This is a genomic window from Leeuwenhoekiella sp. A16 (genome assembly GCF_047946675.1).
In the GTDB taxonomy this organism is placed as follows: Bacteria; Bacteroidota; Bacteroidia; order Flavobacteriales; family Flavobacteriaceae; genus Leeuwenhoekiella.
In genome coordinates, this window is sequence record NZ_CP172313.1 from 4191264 (window position 1) to 4214088 (window position 22825).

Below are 22825 nucleotides of genomic sequence, written 5' to 3' on the forward strand. Positions count from 1 at the left end.
CTATTTTTTAAGATAGCAGCTTTTTTCAAAATATGATTTGATCTATTAGTTATAAACAGATTCTTTACCAAAGTGTTTTACAAGAAGATAATAAACGACAGCACGATACTTACTTCTGTTAGATTTACCATAATTATCCATCACAGCGTCAATACCTTCCATAAGTTTTGGTCCATCGGCAAGACCTAATTTTTTAATTAAGAAATTTTTCTTAACCGTTTCTAATTCAGATTCGCTACTAGATGATACAGTAGAAGAATCCTGATTGTAGATAGAAGGTCCACATCCTATGGTCACTTTGGTTAACAGGTCCATATCTGCTTCATGACCTACTTTTTCTTTTAGGTCTGTAGCATATTTGGCTATCATTTCATCTCTTTTACTCATGATAAATTCGAATTTTGTGTGTTAATAATAATTTGTGAATTTAAATATACATAAAATAAAAGTGCATTGATCGATAGCCCTTATTTGATGAAGTCAAAGTACTTTAAAAGCACTTTATCGTTGATTTTGCGCGGTGTGTGGATTTCTAATAAGGCTGGTTGACTATTTAAGCGAAATAATTCACCAATTTCAGAATCGAGCTTTTCTTCTGTTGATGCTGAAAAATAAGCTATATTATACATTTTGCATAAATGTTCTGCTGTGAAATCGTGCACAGTTTCAAAAAAAGTATCAAACTCCTCAGAATCTTTGTTACCGGGTAAAATACGGAAGATCCCACCGCCCTGATTATTGATAAGTATAATTTTAAAATTAGAAGGCATATAATTATTCCACAGCCCGTTGCTGTCATAGAAGAAGCTCAAATCGCCGGTTATAAGTACAGTGGGTAAATTACTCCCGACCGCTGCCCCTACCGCTGTAGAAGTACATCCATCAATACCACTTGTACCTCGATTACAAAAAACCTGTAATGTTTTATCAATATCAAAAAGTTGTACATACCGTATGGTAGAACTGTTGCTTAGTTGCAGCATAGATGCACTTGGTATTTTATTAAGCACATGCTCAAATGCCTTTAGATCACACCACTCAATATTTTGTATATATTTTTTATGCAACTCATCCCTGCGCTCTCGCAACTGCAACCACTTTGACTGATAACCGCTTTCGACGAAAGTCAACTTAGTCGTTAACTGCTCTAAAAAGTGATTGGGACTCACCTTAAAATGCCTGTTTAAACAGAAAAATGTATCATAAGCTTTTTTAGGATCAACATGCCAATGTTGTTGTGGTTTGTAATTTCTTAAGAAAGCTTTTATTTTCTTTGAAATTATCATACCTCCCATTGTAAGCAAAATATCGGGCTGTAGCTCTTGAAATTCGCTATCATCAAGCGAGCCGATAAGATTATCTATACGCGTAAAGAAATTAGGATGATGCGTGTTAGATGTCGTTTCAGTAAACACTAATACGCTGGGATCATTGCCTAAAATATTCAGATACTTTTGTTCAATAGAATTAGGGTTAAGTACTCCTATTATTATAATCTTCTTTTTAGCACTGTTCCAAATATTAAGAAAAGGTTCTAACTCACTTTCTGAAAGTGTTTCTTCCCTGATCTGCGGATTTACAACAATGGGCTTTACGGTTTGCTCTTCAACGGTTTTATAAAGGGGCTCGTAAAACGGAACATTGATATGCACCGGCCCCTGCTGTACTATCGCAATATTTAAAGCTTTATTAATTTCCTGGTGATTATGCTTTTCTGCCTCTCCCTGCTTTTGCAATAATTTTGCATCAGTTACCGGCTCTTCAGGAACCAATTCTGAATATAAATTAGCCGAATATAAAATGTGATTTTCAAAAACATTACGCTGCCGTATCGTCTGCCCATCGCCAATATCTATACGCTCAATAGGCCTGTCTGCAGAAATAATGACTAAAGGAATATCGCTGTAAAAAGCTTCAGAAATTGCCGGATAGTAATTGAGAAGTGCGCTTCCGCTGGAACATACCAATGCAACAGGTTTTTTAAGTTGCTGGGCCAGGCCCAAACCAAAAAAAGCTGCGCTACGTTCATCTACCACGCTATAGGTTTTTATATCAGGATGATGCGTAAAACCAATTGTTAATGGCGCATTACGAGATCCTGGCGATATAACTACATGATCTATCCCCTTAATAAGACATAAATGCACGATAGATTGGGAAACCGGTATATTAGAATATTTCATTAACTATTTTAATCTTTTAATTAGGCAGAACCCTGCTCATAGTTCTGGCTTTTGCACAAGTTTCTTCCCATTCATCTTCTGGCACAGAAGATTTGGTAATTCCGCCGCCTACATATATATGAACTGTGTTATCTTTTATTTGCATACAACGCAGGTTTACAAATAACTCTGTAGCAGTAGTAATGGCTCGATAAGCCAGATTCTCGGTATTCCTTCTGTTGGTGCTTCTTGTGCTTATTATTTCCATATTTAATTCACCCAGAAAACCAGTGTAAAATGATCGAGCATAAGTTTCATTATTTGCTATAAAATCCTGAGCAAGATGTCGCGGCAAACCACAAACTGCAGGAGTAGGATGTAACGCTGCAACTATCTCGTTGATTGTAGGCGATTTTTCATCTAAAACTGCATTAATTTGGGTCGATAAATGCAGTATATTTCCCGCTTTTTGGGTTATTCTGGGCGATTTTTTTAAATTACCCACTCCTATTTCTTTCAATTTATGGCTTATTTCATCTACAACAAGCTGCTGCTCTTCCTTTTCCTTTTCTCCCCATTCCACATCCAGCGTTCCTTTATAAATTTGAGTGCCTGCCAGCGCCATCGTCTTTAATCTGTTTCGCTTAAGCGAAAGAAGAGTTTCCGGAGACGCCCCCAGCCAAAGGCCTACTTTAGGATGAAAAAAGATATAGACAAATGCCTGCGCATATTTTTGTAACAATGATTTGAAAACCTCGAAAACGTCTGTTGCAGGTAAAGTTATGATTTGCTCGCGCGACAAAACCACCTTTTGCAATGCTGATTTTTCTATGGTTTTGATCGATTTTTGAACTAAATCTACATGTTTTTGTTTCTCTTCTTCTGTAGAATTAAATCCTGTAAATTCCTTTTCATCTTCTAAAGTTGTAGACTCAAATTGAGAGGTTACAATTTTTGCACCCTGTATAATTACGGCCGGTTTATCTATATCATAGGGTGAAAAAACAAATCCTTTTTCGGTAAAATCTAAGACAGTATTAAGATCATCATTAGGTTGTAGTAGCGCATTCACTGGTAATTCTCCCGGTTTTCTATATGCTACAAACGGTAAGTTTTGCACGCGCTGATGGTTCAGATGCTCAAAAAAATCTGAAACTGTCATTATTTATTTTTAGGAAGTGTTATAGTTGTGAGTTTGACGACTGAGATTAATTCGCCGGCCTCGTTTGTAACGCGTATATCCAAAAGTTGTGTTGTGCGCCCTTTGTGTAAAAAAGTAGCTTTAGCGAAAACATATCCCTGAGAGATACTCTTTAAATGATTAGCAGAAATCTCGATCCCCCGAACAATATAATTATCAGAATCTAGAAAAATATAACTGGCAGCGCTGCCTACGCTTTCTGCAAGTGCGACCGTGGCACCGCCGTGTAGTACACCATCAGGCTGGTAAACTGTTTTATTAACAGGCATTTTTGCAGTAAGGTAATCATCTCCTACGTCAATAAACTCAATATTAAGGGTTTCCATCAATGTGTTTTTGCAAATCTCTGTGCATCTTTCAAGAACCTCCTCCTTGGTATAATTCATACATAATAGTTTACTTTGTAAAGATACAAATACTCTATATATGGCTTTAGAAAATACCGTTACTTACTCATCACAGAATACATATAGCTCATTAAATACATTAACCACAAAGACAAAAAACATCTGGATCGTTTGTCATGGAATAGGTTATTTGAGCCGATATTTCATAGAATTCTTTAAAGAGCTAGACCCAACAGAAAATTATATTATCGCACCACAGGCTCCCAGCAAGTATTATCAGGACAAATCTTTTAAATATGTAGGAGCTTCCTGGCTTACTAAAGAAAATACTGCATTAGAGACCGAGAATGTTTTAAACTATATGAATGCTGTATATGAGCAGGCTGTGCAGCCGCATTTATCTGATGATGTAAACCTAATCGTCTTCGGTTTTTCGCAAGGGGTTTCTGTTATTACAAGATGGATCGCAAAAAATAAGATAAAGAGCAAATCAATTATCCTTCATTCCGGCGGGATTCCTAACGAATTAAAACCTGAGCAGTTTGATTATTTAGATATTGATACTGCTGTAAAACTTATTTATGGTACACAAGACCATTACCTCACCGAAGAAAGAATGCAGGGCGAAAAAACTAAAGCAAATTCTCTATTTAAAAATAAGATAGAATATCTTGTTTTTGACGGTGGTCACGATATGAATATGGAAATTGTGAAATCATCGATAAAGAGCAGCTAGAAATCAAAACCTAAGTCTTTCCTACAAAAAATAACATTATTGAGATAATTTTGTGTATTTCACCGATTATATTTGGTATTTCATGTAAATGCATTGTATGTTTACAGCGTATAACATAAATGCCTCAAATCATGAAGACTATTTTATTGATTGTTTTTCTTCCATTTTTGTACTTGATTGTATTGGCTCAGTTAGCTTTTAACAAGCAGCAGCGAGTTGGTGCTATGATTTTATCAAAATTCAAGTCAACGAAGGAAACTTCTGAAGGCTTGTTAGTAGAATAATAAGTTATTCTAATATGTTTAAATAAAGGTTGCCCTATGTGGTAACCTTTTTCTATTTATAGAAGTTATTAAAATGAAATTATTCTAAAGATCCTTTGATTTTGAAATACTTGGTTAGTTAAAAACCACCTTAAAAACATCGATTATCGGTAAAAAACATGAAAAATCGTTGATTAACCACCTCAAATTACCTTCGAACTAAAATAATTGTGTATTTCATCGAATATATTTGCATTTCACGGCTAAAGGGTGTTATATTTACGTTGTAAAACACAAACACTAATAATTATGAGATCAACTATTACACTTGCACTAGCTTTTCTTTTTACAGTTTGCTCTTTCGCAGAAGTTTCTCAGACTCAAAAAGATGCTCTTATAGATCTTTACCATTCTACAAATGGTGAGAACTGGAACAATACCTGGGATCTTTCTAAGTCAGTTGATACATGGTACGGTGTTCGTCTTGTTAATGATAATGTTGTAGGCATTAACTTAAGTATGAATAATCTTGAAGGTAATATTCCTGCAAGCATTGGTAATCTTACTTCTTTAGTAACCCTTGAGATGTTTTTCAATAAAATTAACGGTGAACTACCTGAAGAAATGGGTAACCTTAAGAATTTGAAAAAATTGGTCCTTAATGGTAATATGATATCAGGTAAGTTACCTAACTCGTTTTACAAATTATCTCGTCTAGAACAATTAATGATAAGCAGTAACAATTTAGAAGGCCACGTTAGTAATGATATTATTAACATGGAAAACCTTGAAGTTATCAACTTATTTGACAATAACATTACTGGTGAACTTCCACAAGCTATCTTAAAGCTTCACAAATTAAAAGAACTTAATCTTTCTGGTAACGCTATGTATGGTGTTATACCTTCAGAAATTGCAGAAATGAAAAATCTGGAGACTGTTGCTCTATCAGACAACGCTTTCAAAAACGAAAAGTCATTTATCGCTGCTCAAATCAATAAAGACCTTAGAAGCAAACAAACATCTGTTGCTTCAAGAGAAGAATAATAATCGGTGTTTTAGAATAAATTTAGTTTAAAGATGAATTATCCGTTGTGTAAGCAACGGATTTTTTTTGAGCAGTTTTTGCCTTGCTTCAACTTTAGATATTGCTTACTTTAAAACCATGATAGCACCTATACTCGAGAATGAGCGCGTTAAACTTTCTCCCTTAAAATTAGAACACGCAGAACTTCTTTTACCCATAGCCTCTCAGGATAAATTGGTACAATATTCACCTTCAGGCATTGCGACTCCTGCCACATTAAACACCTATATCGCTACTGCCCTTAAACATCTAGAAGAATTGAGCGCAATACCGTTTATCATCTTTGATAAACAAATTAATGCATATGCAGGGAGTACTAGGTTTATGAATATAGACTGGCCCAATAAAGTTCTGCATATTGGCAGCACATGGATTGGCCGAGAATTTCAGGGCACAGGACTTAACACAGAGGTTAAAAAACTCATGCTTTCTTATGCTTTTATTGACTTATATTTTGAAAAAGTAGAATTTAGAGTTGATGAACGTAATATAAGATCCAGAAAAGCCGTCGAGAAATTGGGCGCTCGTCTAGAAGGAATATTAAGAAAGAATGTTTATTTATTAGATGGCTTTAAGCGAAATACTTGCTGCTACGGTATTTTAAAAGAAGAATGGGTCTAGTACAATTTCAATAGTAATGCAGTTTCTTGTTTCTGTACAAAAGAAAAGGTCATAAATCAAACGTTTGAGATAGTTTTTATTTACCTAACTTTAAGAATACATTTAGCGTAACCAAATAACTATCTATAAACCAAATTAGAATGTCTCAAGAAAAAGAACCATTTTCCAATTCAAGAAGATCTTTTGTAAAAACCAGTGCAATTGCATCTTCTATTTTTATTGTTCCCAGACATGTTCTGGGGGGCGTAGGCTACACTGCTCCCAGTGATCAGCTAAACATTGCGGCTATTGGCGCCGGCGGCAAAGGTCGCAGCGACATTATGAACGCTTCTGTTAATGGCAGAGAGCGTGTTGTAGCGCTCTGCGACGTAGATTTTTCTGGCTCAGCCGCTGCTTCTGTAGAATCATTTCCTAATGCAAAACTTTATGCAGATTATCGAGTAATGCTTGATAAAGAAAAAGATATTGATGCAGTTACAATCTCAATTCCAGATCATGTTCATGGTCCCGCAGCCTCATTTGCGATGCAGAGAGGTAAACATGTCTACGTTCAGAAACCTATGACACATAATATACGTGAAGCCAGAATGCTTACTCAGATGGCGCGTGATCAAAAGGTTGTAACCCAAATGGGAAATCAGGGAGGTTCTAATGAACTTCTGGGGATGGTACAAAAATGGGTAGATTCTGGTGTTTTAGGCGAAATTTCTAAAGTACAGATTTGGACGAACAGACCCGTGTGGCCACAAGGTAATGCCATGCCTGAGCCCAATGCCAGTCTAAAACCGGCAGACCTGGATTGGAATTTATGGCTGGGACCTGCAGAAGAAACACCTTATATTCCTAATATTCATCCTTTCAACTGGAGAGGCTGGTGGGATTATGGTACCGGCGCGTTAGGCGATGTAGGTTGTCACCTTGTTGATATTCCTTTTAGGACGTTAAATTTAAAATATCCTACAGATGCAGAATGTAGTGTAGGTACGGTTTACACCGAAATGTGGAATGCAGATTACCATCCCGAAGGCTGCCCTCCTTCTTCTTTTATTACTCTCCATTTTGATGCTACAGATAAAAGTAAATCTCCTATAGAAATGACTTGGAGTGATGGTGGTATACGCCCATCGCACCCGGAAATTATTCCTGCAAATGATGACATAGGTGGTAAAGGAAGCTATAATGGCGTATTGATAACCGGTGAAAACGGTATCATTTCTACAAACATTAATGACAGTTCACCATTAATGCCAAAGCTTTATCTTAATGATGGCACTACAGAATTTGGTCAAGAAGTAGAAGAGAATATAGAACCGGAATACGGTCATCAACGCAAATGGGTAGATGCCTGTAAAGCTGGCTTTAATAGTTCTGAGCATAAAGGTCTAACTTCTTCATTTGATTATGCAGGACCAATGACAGAAACTGTACTAATGGGTAATCTTGCCATACGCAGCTACATGTTGCAAAGAGAAAACAGCCAGGGAAAAATGGAATTCTATGCGCGTAAAAAACTTCTATGGGATGGTGATAATATGAAAATCACCAATCTTGAAGAGGCCAACCAATTTGTAGGAAGACAAAGCTACCGTAAAGGCTGGGAAATTTAACAATTGTAGAGGTTTATAATTCGCTGAAGCTTGCCGCGAAAGACAAGAATTTAGATTTATAACTCGTTAGATTACGTCAAGCTTATTGATGATGAAAATGACAAGAGAATTCTAATATCTTCTGGTACTAAAAACAAAAACCCGAGCTAAAAGCCCGGGTTTTTTCTTATTTATATAATTAAGTACTAGCCGTACTAAATTTATATTTACTTCACTTCTTCAAAGTCAACGTCTTCAACATCGCTGCTGTTTGCGCCACCTTCAGAACTTCCGCCGGCTTGTTGACCTGCATCTGCTCCTGGTTGACCTCCTGCTTCAGCTTGAGCTTTATACATTTCTTCAGAAGCTGTTGTCCATGCTTCGTTGATCTTGTCTAAAGCTGGTTGCACTGTTGCAACATCTTGAGAAGCATATGCTTTCTTCAATTCTTCTAAAGCATCTTCAATTGGCTTTTTCTTATCATCAGATAATTTATCACCAAATTCCTTAAGTTGCTTTTCAGTTTGGAAGATCATACCATCAGCCTCATTCAGTTTTTCAACTTTCTCTTTAGCTGCTTTGTCAGATTCTGCATTGGCTTCAGCTTCAGACTTCATTTTTTGAATTTCTTCTTCTGTTAAACCTGAAGAAGCTTCAATACGAATATCCTGAGATTTACCTGTAGCCTTATCTGTTGCAGATACTTTAATGATACCATTAGCATCTATATCAAAAGTCACTTCAATTTGTGGAGTTCCTCTCTGTGCTGGTGGAATTCCGTCAAGGTGAAAACGACCTATGTTTTTATTATCTGCTGCCATTGGGCGCTCTCCTTGCAATACGTGAATCTCAACACTTGGTTGATTATCTGCAGCTGTAGAGAATACCTGAGACTTTTTAGTTGGTATAGTTGTGTTAGCCTCAATTAATTTGGTCATCACACCACCCATAGTCTCAATACCTAATGATAACGGAGTTACATCAAGAAGCAATACATCTTTTACATCACCTGTCAATACACCCCCTTGTATCGCTGCACCTACTGCAACAACTTCGTCAGGGTTTACACCTTTACTAGGTTTTTTACCAAAGAATTTCTCAACAGCTTCCTGTACAGCTGGGATACGTGTAGAACCACCTACTAATATGATCTCATCAATATCACTTTTTGAAAGTCCTGCTGCTTTTAAAGCTGACTCACATGGTTCTATTGTTCTTTTTACTAAATCGTCAATTAGCTGCTCAAATTTAGAACGTGTTAATGTACGTACTAAGTGTTTTGGTCCACTAGCGGTAGCCGTAACGTAAGGCAGGTTAATTTCAGTTTGTGTAGAAGATGATAATTCAATTTTTGCTTTTTCAGCTGCTTCTTTAAGACGTTGTAAAGCCATTGGGTCTTTACGCAAGTCCATATCTTCTTCAGATTTAAACTCTTCAGCTAACCAGTCAATAATTTTGCTGTCTACATCATCACCACCTAAGTGTGTATCACCATCTGTTGATAATACTTCAAAAACGCCGTCTCCTAATTCTAAGATAGACACATCATGTGTACCACCACCAAAGTCAAAAACAACGATTTTTTGATCACTGTGTTTTTTGTCAAGACCATAAGCTAAAGCTGCAGCTGTAGGCTCATTGATTATACGTTCTACTTTAAGACCTGCGATCTCACCAGCTTCTTTTGTCGCCTGGCGTTGTGCATCATTAAAGTAAGCAGGTACAGTAATTACGGCACGACTTACATCTTGTCCTAAATAATCTTCTGCGGTTTTCTTCATTTTTTGAAGAATCATAGCAGAAAGCTCTTGTGGTGTATATAAACGACCGTCAATATCTACTCTCGCCGTATCGTTATCACCTTTTTTTACATTATAAGCAGCACGATCTGCTTCTTTAGTAGATTCTGAGTACTTATTACCCATGAATCTCTTGATAGAAGAAATCGTTTTTGTTGGGTTAGTTACCGCCTGACGCTTTGCAGGATCTCCTACTTTAATTTCTCCTCCTTCTACAAAAGCAATCACAGAAGGTGTTGTTCTTTTTCCTTCAGCATTTGGGATTACTACCGGCTCGCTACCTTCCATTACAGCAACGCAGGAGTTGGTCGTCCCTAAGTCAATTCCTATGATTTTACTCATCTCGATATATAATTTTAAGTGTTATTAAATTTCGTTCGGTGTGTTTAAGTCAATCATTATGCCACCTAAATCAATATGACAGGTTGTCATAATACTTTTTCGCTACAGCTTTAAAAAATTATTACAGCAGACTAATATGCATTGTCTATTATATTTACCTTTCTAAGTTTACCAATGCTAAAATTAAAAACCCTTATTTCTTCTTTCTTTATATTAATAGGTGCTTACATGCTGTACGGCATTCTACTCTCTATACTATCTCACTTTGTGCCCTCTATAGATCTCAATACCTATAAACAGGATGGTATTTTAGACCTACTTAAATCTAACATGCTCAGGGCATTTGTTCTTATTGTAGTGTTTGCTCCTATTGCTGAAGAAATGATGTTCCGTACGCTTATTGCTCCACGGCATATTGACCTGATACTTTTTATTGCCGTCTGGCCTGTATTTTTCCTGGTTCGTTTTGTTCCACTAGACGTGCACTGGGCGGTGAAAATCACTTTCACTCTCATATTCTTATTTGCAGTAACCTATATAGGGAGAGAATTGCTTCCTAAAAATCGGACTTCTGCCATAAGAAATTGGCTAAATAAGCATAAAAACCTGCTGCTAATTATTACTTCTCTCATTTTTGGCTTTGTACACATCACTAATTATGTAGATGCTTTTACAGTAAACCTTACTCTTTTTCTTCTTATTCTGCCTCGTATTATTGCAGGATTCATACTGGGATTTGTGAAATTAAAAAATACATCTCTCATTTGGTCTATTTTATTACATGCCATGAACAACGGCATGGCCTTCGCTTTTATCATCTTTTTTAGAAATGGTATTTAACTTTTTCTTCACCTTTATCCTTCAGCCCTTTCGTAATTTCAAGGCAAATCAAAAAAATCAATATGAAAGCAGTACAAGTACCCAAACCGGGTGGAGAATTTGAAATTATAGAACGCGATATTCCAAAACCAGAAGCTAAACAGGTTCTTATTAAAGTGGAAGCCTGCGGTATATGCCACAGTGATGCATTAGTTAAAGAAGGTCATTTTCCCGGCATAGATTACCCCAGAATTCCCGGGCATGAAGTTGTGGGAATTGTAGAAGAAGTAGGCGCAGATGTAAAGATGTGGAAAAAAGGCCAACGCGTAGGTGTAGGCTGGCACGGTGGGCATTGTTTTGAATGTGAACCTTGTCGGCGTGGGGATTTCATTAGTTGTAAAAAAGCAAAAATTTGCGGTATTTCTTATGACGGTGGCTATGCCGAATATATGACAGCTCCTCAGGAAGCGGTTGCCATAATTCCTGAAGAATTATCATCATCTGAAGCTGCTCCTCTGCTTTGTGCGGGAATAACGGTTTATAATGGTATGAGAAATTCGGGGATTCGCGCAGGTGACACTGTTGCTGTGCAGGGAATAGGCGGCTTGGGTCACCTTGCCATTCACTTTGCCAATAAAATGGGAATGCGCGTGATCGCAATTTCTACTAGCGATGATAAAAAAGATCTGGCAACCGAATTAGGCGCTCATCAGTTTATTGCGACTAATGATCAGGATGCGGCAGAAGAGCTTCAAAAGTTAGGTGGTGCAGATCTTATAGTTGCCACCGCTCCTTACAGTGATGCGATTTCATCTGTAGTAGATGGTCTTGCCATAGACGGGCAGATGTTGCTCATTGCCGCTACAGGTGAGCCGGTTAAAGTATCGCCTATGCAATTATTGATGGGTAGAAAATCCTTAAAAGGCTGGCCTAGTGGTATTGCACCAGATAGTGAAGATACACTTCGCTTTAGTGCAATGAATGGCACCGTACCCATGATTGAAGAATTTAAGCTTGACGATGTAAAAGAAGCTTACGATAAAATGATCAATAATAAAGCTCGTTTTAGGGTGGTTTTAGTGCCTTAAAACCCGATTTTTGATATAAAAACACCGCTTTTTGGCGGTGTTTTCTTTTTTATAAATACGTATAAAGGCTATTATAAAATTTTACATTTGCAGCCAAGAGAGAGATATGCGTAAAATAGAAAGCATTAGCATTTTTGATATGCTCAAGATAGGTGTGGGACCCTCAAGTTCGCACACATTGGGCCCGTGGCGGGCTGCAAGAAGATGGATTGATAAGCTTAAAGCGAAAGGTAACTTTCACCTTGTTGAGACCATTCATGTAGAATTATACGGCTCACTCTCGCTTACCGGTAAAGGGCATGCTACAGATATTGCGGTGCAGCTTGGTCTTGAAGGTCTAGACCCGCAAACTTTTCCTATTGATGAGATTGTTTCTGTTCTTGAGCGTATAGAAACGAAGAGAAGCATCTCGTTAAATTCAGAATTAGAAGTGGCTTTTGATCCTTCAGTTCATGTTATTTTCAACAGAAAGTTTAAAGAATTTCATCCTAACGGTATCACCTTTCGCGCTCAGCTAAAAAACGGAAAGAAAACTACAGATACATATTACTCTATTGGTGGCGGTTTTGTGGTACAACAGGAACGCCTGCGTTCTAAAATTAAACAGGAAAAATTGAAGGGCTTCCCCTACCCTGTACAAAGCGGTAAAGAGCTTCTAAACTTCTGCGAGAAAGAGAATAAAAAAATATCTGAGATAGTTTATCATAACGAATTATCGCTCGCTTCCGCGGAAGAAATCGACCGCAAATTGCACGATATTTGGCAGGTTATGCTCGATTCTATGTACACCGGTTGTCATACTGAAGGTACGCTTCCCGGCGGACTAAATGTGCGCCGCAGAGCTTTTGACACGCATAAAACACTAATTGAAGACGGTCAATATACCAACTCTGACGAGTGGATCGCTGCTATTAGAAATAAAGAAATAAAATTTCGCCAAATTCTTAAATGGGTTTCGTGTTTCGCTTTAGCGGTAAATGAAGTAAACGCTTCGCTGGGAAGAGTTGTAACTGCGCCCACTAATGGAAGCGCGGGTGTGATTCCCGCAGTAATGATGTACTATATGGTCATTGAAAACCACGATGCAAATTTTCAGGATATTAAACAGTTTATGCTGGTTGCCGGCGAGATAGGAAGTCTCTTTAAAAAAGGAGCAACAATCTCAGCAGCAATGGGCGGTTGTCAAGCCGAAATTGGCGTGTCTAGCGCTATGGCAGCGGGCGCACTTGCAGAACTTATGGGCGGAACTCCAGAACAGGTTTTAATGGCAAGCGAGATCGCAATGGAGCATCATCTGGGTCTTACCTGTGACCCGATAGGCGGACTAGTACAAATTCCCTGTATTGAGCGTAATGCTATGGGCGCGATAAAAGCAATAAATGCCTGCGAAATGGCGCTTGACACCGACGCAAAAAATGCTAAAGTTCCATTAGATAAAGTGATCGAAACAATGTGGCAAACCGCGCAGGATATGAACACAAAATATAAAGAAACCAGCGAAGGCGGTCTGGCAGTAAATGTTGCTTTGAGTGATTGTTAATTACAATCCTTCGATCTCGTGTCTGTGATATTAATGATCTTCCAGCCGCTTTTTACCCAGATCAATTGAAAATTGTTTACACCACAATGACTTAAGCTATTGTCGAGATAAAACTCATAGGGCGTCCACACATTTGCCATTTTGCTGTCTACATTTATTTCATAGCTCAACAGGCGTTCTTCAAATTTGGTTGTTTTAGGTATTGAAGCGATAGCTTTTAGAAATTCGCCATAATCTTCCGATTTTAGCTCATTTTCACCTGATTTTTCAGAGATCGAGTTGAGTTTTATTTCGCCGTAGGTCATTTCGCCCAGAGCGATCGTATCCTGTTTATGAAAAGCTTCAAAAAAGGCATCAACAGCTGCTTTTGCTTCTTCTTTAGTTTGAGCATTTAAACTCACTGTAGTAAGTAAAACTAATAAGGAAATAAGAAACGTATTTTTCATTTTTAAATATAGCTCTTTAGCTAGAACCTTCCTAATTTACTACATTTACCGCCACAAAAAATCTTTACATGTCTACAGCCAAAAAAGAATATAAGCGCATTACGGTAAAATCCCTCACCGAAATGAAAGCTCATGGAGAAAAGATCTCTATGTTAACAGCCTATGATTTTACAATGGCGACTATTGTAGACCGGGCGGGCATAGATGTTATTCTTGTAGGTGATTCTGCTTCTAACGTAATGGCCGGTCATGAGACGACTTTACCTATTACTTTAGACCAAATGATCTACCACGCCTCTTCTGTGGTGCGTGCCATAAAAAGATCTCTTGTGGTGGTCGATCTACCTTTTGGCAGTTATCAAAGTGACCCAAAGGAAGCTTTGCGTTCTGCCATTCGTATTATGAAAGAAAGCGGCGGTCACGCGGTAAAGCTTGAAGGCGGTAAAGAAATAAAAGATTCTATTAAGAAAATATTACATGCCGGGATTCCGGTTATGGGTCATTTGGGTTTAACGCCACAATCTATCTATAAGTTTGGAACGTATACCGTAAGAGCTAAAGAAGAAGAGGAAGCTGAAAAACTGAAAGAAGACGCATTGATGCTTGAAAGAGCAGGATGTTTTGCGGTTGTACTTGAAAAAGTACCTGCTAAACTGGCTAAAGAGGTTGCAGAAAGTTTGACCATTCCTGTTATAGGAATTGGTGCCGGAAATGGCGTTGATGGTCAGGTTCTTGTAATGCACGATATGCTGGGAATGACACATGAATTTCACCCTAGATTTTTACGCAGATATCTAAATCTTTACGAGCAAATGACCGGTGCTTTTGAGCAATATATTAGTGATGTAAAAAGCCAAGATTTCCCAAGCGACGACGAACAATATTAAAATTTATACACTCTCAATTTAGAATTTCTCCACTTTTAAAGGGGAGGTGCCGAAGGCGGGGGGTAAAACTTTTTATTTCTACCCTCCTAAGTAATAAGAAAATCAACCAAAACAGCCCTGAAAACGGAATCCACACATAGCAACAAAGATAATCTGCAGGTTCTGTATGAAGACAATCATATTATCGTGGTGAATAAACGCCCCGGTGATATTGTGCAAGGAGATAAAACCGGAGATACACCTTTAAGCGAAGTGGTAAAAAGCTATATCGCTGATAAATACAACAAACCGGGAGCCGTTTACTTAGGGGTTGTTCACAGGCTAGACAGACCAACCAGCGGTATTGTCGTTTTTGCCCGTACCTCGAAAGCATTGCCCAGACTAAATAAGCTTTTCGCTGAAAAAGAAGCTAAAAAAACCTATTGGGCAGTGGTTAAAAATGCACCGCCAAAAGAGCAGGACTCGCTCATTCATTATTTAAAACGCAACCCAAAACAGAATAAATCATACGCTCACGAAAAGGAAGTAAATGACAGTAAAATGGCGATTTTAGACTATAAAATCTTGAAAAAACTGGATAACTATTACCTTCTTGAAATTGATCTGCATACCGGGCGTCATCATCAGATCAGATCTCAGTTATCTGCAATTGGTTGCGCGATAAAAGGCGATCTTAAATATGGTTTTGACCGAAGTAATAAAGATGGCAGCATTCATTTGCACTCAAGAAAACTAACTATTTTGCATCCGGTACAAAAAGAGATGATGACATTTGTAGCTCCACCACCCTCTGAAGATCCTGTGTGGAACGCTTGCCTGGATTAATGTTCTTTAGCAGTTTGCAACCTCTCTTTCTTTTGTATTCTGGCAACACGCAGGCTTTCAAAAATTACCGCGCTTAAAATTAAACACCCGCCAATAATAGTCCCTGTTTTAGGTACTTCTCCTAAAACGACAAGACCTATTATGATGCCATAAACAGGTTGCACGCTACTAATAATACTAGCCGTTGTGATATTAAAATGCTTGAATGTCATTAAGAACAACGTGTGGCCCAATGCTGTTGTAATTAGGGCCAACGTTAATAAAATAGGTAAAGAATCTACGAGTTCTGTGGGTGATATCGTGACGCTTATGGGCAATAGCAGAACCCCGATAATTATCATTTGATACCACATAAGTAAGCTTCCGTGGTAATTCTCAACTTGTTTTTTCATTAAAATATTTCGCAAAGCATACGCTAAAGCGGAAAAAAGACCAAAAGCTACAGCCTGTGTATATTTATTTTCAAAATCAAATTCTGGTACCAGAAAGAATATCCCTGCAATTACCAGCAATCCCAATAATAAGTGAATTTTTTGAAATCTCGTTTTCAGAATTATGGGGCTTAAAATACTCGTCCAAGTTGGGTAAGTATAAATAGTGAGCATCCCAATCGCTACGGTGCTTAACTGCAATGCCTGAAAATAAGCCGTCCAGTGAATTCCAAATAAAATTCCGCCAAGAAGAATAGTCCATCGATCTTTTTTAGCGATCTTAAGATTTATCTTTTTCCACTTTAAAAAAGCAAATAATAATAATCCTGCTAATATCGCACGTAAACCAATTGTAAGCGGCGGCCATAAATTGATTGCTCTGCCCAGAACTCCACTAGTGCTTATGAGCACCATGGCAATATTAAGCTGAATTAAATTCTTAAGAAAAGGAGATATTTTGCCCATTAACGGATCAAAACTAAAGCTTTTTCTCTAATTATATCTGCCACAGGTCGGTTTTCAATTCGGCTGTCAAGCCAGGATAAAATGTCGAGGTATAGAAAAGCTCTGCGCTCATATGGGTCGTTTTCATAAACCTCTAGGCGTTTCCTCAATTTCTTAAATTCGTCTTTCAATTCACCGGGGAAAATATCTCCAAGGTTTCTAAGGAATTTGATCATCTCTTTTTGCACCTCGTGCATGTCATTCATTTTGATCAAAAACTTATAAGTGCTTCTCAATAATGTTTCAAGATGATAGTCCATTCCCGCTTCATAATGTGCCACAAGATTAAGTATGCGTGCAAAACACATAAGGTCTTCTCGCAACTTTAATGATTTATTATTAATTATTTTTTCGAGAAAGAAAATACATTTTTTATGCTCCCCGGCGCCAAAGTACAAACTGGCTATTTTATAATAAAAAACCATTACATGATGCTCATCAAGATGATTTCCCAGGGACTTTAAACGTTTTAAAATTTCGTCAACAAGATGATCATCGCTGGTAAAATCACCAACCATAAACTTCATATTGAGCTTGTTTGAATAAACATAAAGAAACTCCAGAGTCTCCAGATTATCACTTTTTGGGAAGTCAGGATCTTTTAATTTTTCTAATAGATTTTCAAGAACTTCTTTAAACTTTGTGTGGTGCTTCAGGTAGAAAAGCGACTCCAGCAGATAGTGATTCCCTTTTAAATAAAATACGGGATTGCGACCTATCATCTTAGGATTTTCATCAAATAACTCTACATAACGAGTTGCATATTTAAAGCACGAAATAAAGTCCTGAATTAAAAAACTGTACCACAAATAAGCTTTGTACAGCCACAGCTTCTCGCGAAAACCCAGCGAATTGATATCATAATCGGGTAAATGCTCATTAAAATAGGTCGTGATCTCCTGCTTTTCTTCATCGCTGCGCACGTAACCCATTTTTAGCATTATACCATAAAGCTGAAGCGAAAGATTAGACAATTTGCTGGTCATCATATTCTGTTGACTCAGCACTTCGGCCTCATGAGAAAGTTCTTCCGCACGCGTGCTCATACTACGCGTGATATATTGTGATTCTATAACTTTTTCAAGCTCAACAATCTCGTAAGCGACGTTTTTCTCTTCATTCTCAATCGCCATTTGTTTTGCTTTATCAAGCAACTTTAAACTTTGTTGATAAAGTCCTTTTTGATATAAAACAGTGGCAAAATCGAGTTGTTCTCGTATAAGAACTCTTATATTTTGATGAGCAGGACTCAGCCTCAGGCTTATGAGAACCTGTTTGTATAAATGCGCTTTAAGATTAGAAAGTTGCTGTTTCTTGACAATTCCTTTTTTTAAGATTTCGCTCTCATCATAAATATTCATCTTGTCAAGCAAATTAAAGAGCTGCAAATATTTTGATTCTGCATTGCCTTCAAGTCTGCCCACGTATAGTTTAAATTGACGCTTTTCAGATTTTGAAAGCGACTTCACTAACGTAAAGAGCGGATCTTTTGTATCATTTGCTGTTGTAATGATTTTACGCATAAATAACTGAATATCAACTATATAAAAATCAATAAAAACCCTTAAACATCGTAGGCTTTTTCTTTAAGGTTGTACCAAATTTACTACCAATATATATATTCACACTTAAATTGAGAAAAAAACCACTATGAGTGATAATAAAGTCCAGATCTTTGACACAACCTTACGTGATGGAGAACAGGTTCCCGGATGTAAGTTAGATACTAAACAAAAATTAGTTATAGCAGAACGTCTGGATCTTCTGGGCGTTGATGTTATAGAAGCAGGATTTCCGGTTTCTAGTCCGGGTGATTTTAAATCTGTTGAATCAATTGCAAAACTGGTTAAAAATGCAACGGTTTGTGGTCTAACCCGTGCAGTTAAAAAAGATATTGAGGTGGCTGCAGAAGCTCTTAAATATGCAAAAAGACCTCGTATACATACTGGTATAGGCACAAGTGATTCTCATATTCTGCATAAATTTAAATCAAATCGTGAAGCTATTATTCAACGTGCTATTGATGCTGTAGCTTACGCGAAAACATTTGTAGAAGATGTTGAGTTTTATGCTGAAGATGCCGGCCGTACCGAAAATGAATATCTGGCAAGAGTTTGTGAAGCCGCAATAAAAGCGGGTGCTACGGTATTAAATATACCAGACACCACAGGTTATTGTCTTCCTGAAGAATATGGCGCTAAAATAAAATACCTTAAAGAGAACGTAAAAGGCATCGAGAAAGCAATACTTTCCTGCCATTGTCATAACGATCTTGGTTTAGCAACTGCCAACTCAATTGCCGGGGTGATGAATGGCGCAAGACAAATAGAATGCACAATAAACGGTATAGGAGAGCGTGCAGGAAATACTTCGCTTGAAGAAGTGGTAATGATCTTAAGACAGCACCCTTATCTTGATCTTGATACAAATGTAAATTCAAGATTACTTTATGACACAAGCCGCATGGTGAGTGAAAAAATGGGAATGCCGGTTCAACCTAATAAAGCAATTGTAGGTTCTAACGCCTTTGCGCACAGTTCTGGTATACATCAGGATGGAGTGATCAAGAATAGAGAAACCTATGAAATCATGGATCCTGAAGAAGTAGGTGTGACAGAAAGTGCAATTGTACTTACTGCCCGTAGCGGTCGCGCTGCCCTAGCCTACCGTTCTAAAAAGGTAGGTTATGAACTTACTAAGATACAACTTGATGTAGTTTACAAAGAATTTCTGAACTTTGCAGACCGCAAAAAAGAGATTCTTGATGATGATATTCACGAGATCATGCGAGTTACAAATATTCAAACAGCAGCAATAGCTTAAATAATTTGCTCAAGGCGGGTAGAAAATCGGCTAAAAGCATTTAAAAAACGCGTTTTAGAGTTCAAAAATCAGTAGATTTTTTAGCTCAGCGATATTATAAAATGGCAGGAAAAACACTTTTTGATAAAGTATGGGATGCTCACGTAGTAGACACCGTATCAAACGGCCCACAAATACTTTACATAGACAAACATTTAATTCACGAGGTCACTAGTCCACAGGCTTTCGCCGAACTAGAAGAACGCGGAATACCAATCGCTCGCCCAGACCAAATTGTGGCAACAGCAGATCACAACACACCTACCGTAGATCAACATTTACCGGTACGGGATGCGCTTTCGCGAAATCAACTTAAAAAACTTTCAGAAAACTGTGAGAAACACGGCATAACGCTTTACGCTTTAGGTCATGAATACAATGGTATTGTACACGTTATGGCTCCCGAATTAGGAGTTACACAACCGGGAATGACCATGGTTTGTGGTGATAGCCACACCTCTACTCACGGTGCTTTTGGTACAATTGCCTTTGGTATTGGTACTAGCCAGGTAGCACAGGTTTTTGCCAGTCAATGTCTTTTACTAACTAAGCCAAAAAAATTACGCGTAAACGTAAATGGCAAACTGAAAAACGGAGTTCTGCCAAAAGATGTAATTCTTTATATTATCTCTCAAATCGGGACTAATTCAGGTACAGGATATTTCTGTGAATATGCAGGAAATGTTTTTGAAGAGATGTCTATGGAAGGTCGTATGACTGTGTGTAACATGAGTATAGAAATGGGAGCTCGAGGCGGAATGATCGCGCCAGATCAAACCACTTTTGAGTATGTAAAAGGGCGCAAATTTGCACCTGAAGGAGCAGAATGGGACAGAAAACTGGCTTATTGGAAAACGCTTCCTACAGATGACGATGCAGTTTTTGATCAGGAATATTCATTTGACGCGGCAGATATAGAACCTATGGTTACTTATGGTACAAACCCGGGAATGGGAATCAAAGTAACAGGGCGCATACCAGACAGAAATGATATTAATCTTGAGAAATCCCTTGCATATATGGGATTACATAAAGGTGAATCTTTGATTAATAAACCTATTAATTATGTATTTATAGGAAGTTGTACAAACTCCAGAATTGAAGATTTTAGAATTGCTGCAAATTATGTTAAAGGAAAGCAGAAAGCGCCTAATGTTAATGCATGGCTAGTTCCCGGCTCCAGACAGGTCGCCAAGCAACTTGTTGATGAAGGACTCGATAAAATATTTACAGAGGCCGGTTTTGCCTTACGTCAGCCTGGTTGCTCCGCGTGTCTGGCAATGAATGATGATAAAATACCGTCAGGTGAATACTGCGTTTCTACTTCAAATAGAAATTTTGAAGGTCGTCAGGGACAAGGTGCGCGAACAATTCTTGCAAGCCCGTTAATGGCAGCCGCTACTGCGGTAGAAGGTAAAATTATAGATATTACTAAAAGTCTCAACTAATGGAAAAATTTATAAAACTTACAGATACAGCAGTTCCATTACCTATTGAGAATATAGATACAGACCAGATCATTCCTGCGCGCTTTTTAAAAGCTACAGACAAACAGGGATTTGGAGATAATGTATTTAGAGACTGGAGATATAATAAAGATGGATCAGAAAATAAAGATTTCGTTTTAAACGATGATACTTTTTCAGGATCTGTTCTCGTAGCTGGTGATAATTTTGGTTGTGGATCGAGTCGTGAGCATGCGGCGTGGGCTCTGGCTGGCTACGGGTTTAAAGTAGTAATTAGCAGCTTTTTTGCAGATATTTTCAGAGGAAATGCATTAAATAACGGGATTTTACCAATACAGGTTACACCTGATTATTTATCTAAATTACTAGCTGCTATTCAGGAAAATCCAGAAACCGAGATCACAATAGATCTTGAAAATCAGAATTTACATTCTCCTGCTGGTGTCATGCCTTTTGATATTGATCCTTACAAAAAGGTTTGCATGATAAATGGATACGATGACATTGATTTTCTGATAAGTAAAAAAGAAAAAATAGAGGCCTTCGAGCAATTACAGTCCGTATAAATAAAATATCTTTACATTTAATTTTATAACTTTAGGGAACCTATTATAGGGTTCCCTAATCTGTTTTTTTAATTATTACCATGAAATACAATATTGCACTTCTTCCCGGTGATGGCATTGGTCCTGAGGTTACTGCCCAGGCAAAAAAAGCTTTAGATGCAATTGCTGATATATATAACCATACTTTTATCTATACCAAAGCTCTTGTAGGTGCTGTGGCAATTGATGAAACGGGTAACCCTTTACCTGAAGAAACTATAGATATTTGTGAGGCAAGCGACGCTATTTTATTTGGTGCAATTGGCCATCCCAAATATGACAATGATCCTTCTGCTAAAGTACGTCCCGAACAAGGCTTATTACGTTTGCGTAAATCACTTGGATTATTTTGTAATATAAGACCAGTTAAGGCATACGAGCGATTGATTGATAACTCACCGCTTAAAAGAGAAATAATCTCAGGAACTGATATTTCGATCTATCGCGAATTAACAGGCGGTATTTATTTTGGTGATAAACATTTAAGCGATGACGGGCAAGTCGCAAGTGATGGCTGTTCATATTCAGTTGAGGAAATATCAAGAATCGCACATCTTGCTTTTAAAGAAGCTCAAAAAAGAAGAAAAAAGTTAACGCTGGTAGATAAAGCTAACGTCCTTGAAACTTCGCGTTTATGGCGTAAAACAGTTACTGAAATCAGTAAAGAATACGCTAATGTAGAATTAGATTTTCTTTTTGTAGATAATGCAGCAATGCAAATGATTCTTAACCCGAGTCAGTTTGATGTAATTCTTACGGAAAACTTATTTGGAGATATTATAAGTGACGAAGCCAGCGTTATTGGTGGATCGATAGGATTGTTAGCTTCAGCTTCGGTAGGTCTGGAGAATGCTTTGTTTGAGCCTATTCACGGTTCGTTTCCTCAAGGAGCAGGAAAAGATATTGCAAATCCATTGGCATCCATTCTGTCTGCAGCGATGCTTTTAAGACATTTAAATTTAAACGAAGAGGCTGAGATAGTTGAAAAAGCAGTTGAAAAATCACTGGAACTAGGAATTACAACCAAAGATATTAATCCGGAAAAAGCATTTCCTACCTCAAAAGTAGGTGACTTTATAGCCGATTATATTACACATCCTGAAGATACTAATGTAAATTTTAGGAATGTTCATATGGGACAGAGTACGATAATCTAGATATCTATTAGAATACTAGAATATAAAAAATGCGGTTCATTATGAGTCGCA

General features: G+C 37.7%; 22 protein-coding genes. 14 read left to right on the plus strand and 8 right to left on the minus strand.

The annotated features are described in order from the left end of the window. Positions 1-45: 45 nt before the first annotated feature. The 4 genes from ACH3O9_RS18300 to ACH3O9_RS18315 all read right to left on the minus strand — a co-directional run bounded on the left by ACH3O9_RS18300 (position 46) and on the right by ACH3O9_RS18315 (position 3749). On the minus strand, positions 46-387 hold the full coding sequence (locus ACH3O9_RS18300) for a DUF2853 family protein (protein ID WP_416442866.1): 342 nt from the start codon (positions 385-387) through the stop codon (positions 46-48). Positions 388-467: 80 nt separating this feature from the next. Further along, a complete protein-coding gene (gene menD, locus ACH3O9_RS18305) occupies positions 468-2183 on the minus strand; it encodes a 2-succinyl-5-enolpyruvyl-6-hydroxy-3-cyclohexene-1-carboxylic-acid synthase (protein ID WP_416442868.1) in 1716 nt (571 codons plus the stop codon). A gap of 16 nt (positions 2184-2199) precedes the next feature. After that, positions 2200-3324 (minus strand): chorismate-binding protein, encoded by a 1125-nt coding sequence (locus tag ACH3O9_RS18310; protein WP_416442870.1) that lies wholly within the window; start codon positions 3322-3324, stop codon positions 2200-2202. Then, on the minus strand, positions 3324-3749 hold the full coding sequence (locus ACH3O9_RS18315) for a PaaI family thioesterase (RefSeq protein WP_416442872.1): 426 nt from the start codon (positions 3747-3749) through the stop codon (positions 3324-3326). The genes ACH3O9_RS18310 and ACH3O9_RS18315 overlap by 1 nt, the downstream gene beginning before the upstream one ends. Positions 3750-3789: 40 nt before the next feature. On the opposite strand from ACH3O9_RS18315, the gene ACH3O9_RS18320 reads away from it, so the two are divergent. The 5 genes from ACH3O9_RS18320 (at position 3790) to ACH3O9_RS18340 (ending at position 8024) form a co-directional block, all read left to right on the plus strand. After that, complete coding sequence (locus tag ACH3O9_RS18320; RefSeq protein ID WP_416442874.1) at positions 3790-4446, plus strand: alpha/beta hydrolase; 657 nt, start codon at positions 3790-3792, stop codon at positions 4444-4446. Between the two features lie 131 nt (positions 4447-4577). Continuing rightward, a complete protein-coding gene (locus tag ACH3O9_RS18325; RefSeq protein WP_416442876.1) occupies positions 4578-4730 on the plus strand; it encodes a hypothetical protein in 153 nt (50 codons plus the stop codon). Positions 4731-5018: 288 nt separating this feature from the next. Continuing rightward, positions 5019-5756, plus strand: coding sequence for a leucine-rich repeat domain-containing protein (locus ACH3O9_RS18330; protein WP_416442878.1), 738 nt, complete (start codon positions 5019-5021; stop codon positions 5754-5756). A 118-nt stretch (positions 5757-5874) separates the two neighbouring features. After that, positions 5875-6417 carry a GNAT family N-acetyltransferase gene (locus ACH3O9_RS18335; RefSeq protein ID WP_416442880.1) on the plus strand — a complete coding sequence of 181 codons (543 nt, stop codon included), beginning with the start codon at positions 5875-5877 and terminating at the stop codon, positions 6415-6417. A 140-nt stretch (positions 6418-6557) separates the two neighbouring features. After that, entirely contained in the window at positions 6558-8024 is a 1467-nt protein-coding gene (locus ACH3O9_RS18340; RefSeq protein ID WP_416442882.1) for a Gfo/Idh/MocA family protein, read from the plus strand. Positions 8025-8230: 206 nt separating this feature from the next. Here the strand turns inward: ACH3O9_RS18340 and dnaK are convergent, their stop codons facing one another. Continuing rightward, positions 8231-10144 carry a molecular chaperone DnaK gene (gene dnaK, locus ACH3O9_RS18345; protein ID WP_416442884.1) on the minus strand — a complete coding sequence of 638 codons (1914 nt, stop codon included), beginning with the start codon at positions 10142-10144 and terminating at the stop codon, positions 8231-8233. Between the two features lie 174 nt (positions 10145-10318). Between dnaK and ACH3O9_RS18350 the strand changes: the two genes are divergently transcribed. From ACH3O9_RS18350 to ACH3O9_RS18360, 3 genes are all read left to right on the plus strand, one after another. Then, positions 10319-10984 carry a type II CAAX prenyl endopeptidase Rce1 family protein gene (locus tag ACH3O9_RS18350; RefSeq protein ID WP_416442886.1) on the plus strand — a complete coding sequence of 222 codons (666 nt, stop codon included), beginning with the start codon at positions 10319-10321 and terminating at the stop codon, positions 10982-10984. 62 nt (positions 10985-11046) lie between these two features. After that, positions 11047-12051: an alcohol dehydrogenase gene (locus ACH3O9_RS18355; protein ID WP_416442888.1), complete on the plus strand. Its 1005-nt coding sequence runs from the start codon at positions 11047-11049 to the stop codon at positions 12049-12051. Between the two features lie 106 nt (positions 12052-12157). Then, a complete protein-coding gene (locus tag ACH3O9_RS18360) occupies positions 12158-13591 on the plus strand; it encodes an L-serine ammonia-lyase (protein WP_416442890.1) in 1434 nt (477 codons plus the stop codon). Here the strand turns inward: ACH3O9_RS18360 and ACH3O9_RS18365 are convergent. Then, positions 13588-14037: a nuclear transport factor 2 family protein gene (locus ACH3O9_RS18365; protein ID WP_416442892.1), complete on the minus strand. Its 450-nt coding sequence runs from the start codon at positions 14035-14037 to the stop codon at positions 13588-13590. The two genes, ACH3O9_RS18360 and ACH3O9_RS18365, sit on opposite strands and share 4 nt — an antisense overlap. Positions 14038-14105: 68 nt before the next feature. Here ACH3O9_RS18365 and panB point away from each other — a divergent pair, with 68 nt between their 5' ends. Next, complete coding sequence (gene panB / locus ACH3O9_RS18370) at positions 14106-14924, plus strand: 3-methyl-2-oxobutanoate hydroxymethyltransferase (protein WP_416442894.1); 819 nt, start codon at positions 14106-14108, stop codon at positions 14922-14924. A gap of 183 nt (positions 14925-15107) precedes the next feature. Continuing rightward, positions 15108-15749 (plus strand): RluA family pseudouridine synthase, encoded by a 642-nt coding sequence (locus ACH3O9_RS18375; protein WP_416446728.1) that lies wholly within the window; start codon positions 15108-15110, stop codon positions 15747-15749. Here ACH3O9_RS18375 and ACH3O9_RS18380 read toward each other — a convergent pair. Beyond that, a complete protein-coding gene (locus ACH3O9_RS18380; protein WP_416442896.1) occupies positions 15746-16645 on the minus strand; it encodes a DMT family transporter in 900 nt (299 codons plus the stop codon). The two genes, ACH3O9_RS18375 and ACH3O9_RS18380, sit on opposite strands and share 4 nt — an antisense overlap. Then, positions 16645-18207 carry a hypothetical protein gene (locus tag ACH3O9_RS18385; RefSeq protein WP_416442898.1) on the minus strand — a complete coding sequence of 521 codons (1563 nt, stop codon included), beginning with the start codon at positions 18205-18207 and terminating at the stop codon, positions 16645-16647. The genes ACH3O9_RS18380 and ACH3O9_RS18385 overlap by 1 nt, the downstream gene beginning before the upstream one ends. Positions 18208-18334: 127 nt before the next feature. Between ACH3O9_RS18385 and ACH3O9_RS18390 the strand changes: the two genes are divergently transcribed. From ACH3O9_RS18390 to leuB, 4 genes are all read left to right on the plus strand, one after another. Beyond that, complete coding sequence (locus ACH3O9_RS18390) at positions 18335-19507, plus strand: 2-isopropylmalate synthase (RefSeq protein ID WP_416442900.1); 1173 nt, start codon at positions 18335-18337, stop codon at positions 19505-19507. Positions 19508-19608: 101 nt separating this feature from the next. Next, complete coding sequence (gene leuC, locus ACH3O9_RS18395) at positions 19609-20994, plus strand: 3-isopropylmalate dehydratase large subunit (RefSeq protein WP_416442902.1); 1386 nt, start codon at positions 19609-19611, stop codon at positions 20992-20994. Further along, a complete protein-coding gene (gene leuD, locus ACH3O9_RS18400) occupies positions 20994-21578 on the plus strand; it encodes a 3-isopropylmalate dehydratase small subunit (protein ID WP_416442904.1) in 585 nt (194 codons plus the stop codon). Before leuC ends, leuD begins: the two co-directional genes overlap by 1 nt. Before the next feature lie 80 nt (positions 21579-21658). After that, positions 21659-22774, plus strand: a complete 1116-nt coding sequence (gene leuB, locus ACH3O9_RS18405) for a 3-isopropylmalate dehydrogenase (RefSeq protein WP_416442906.1) — start codon at positions 21659-21661, stop codon at positions 22772-22774. Positions 22775-22825 lie beyond the last annotated feature (51 nt).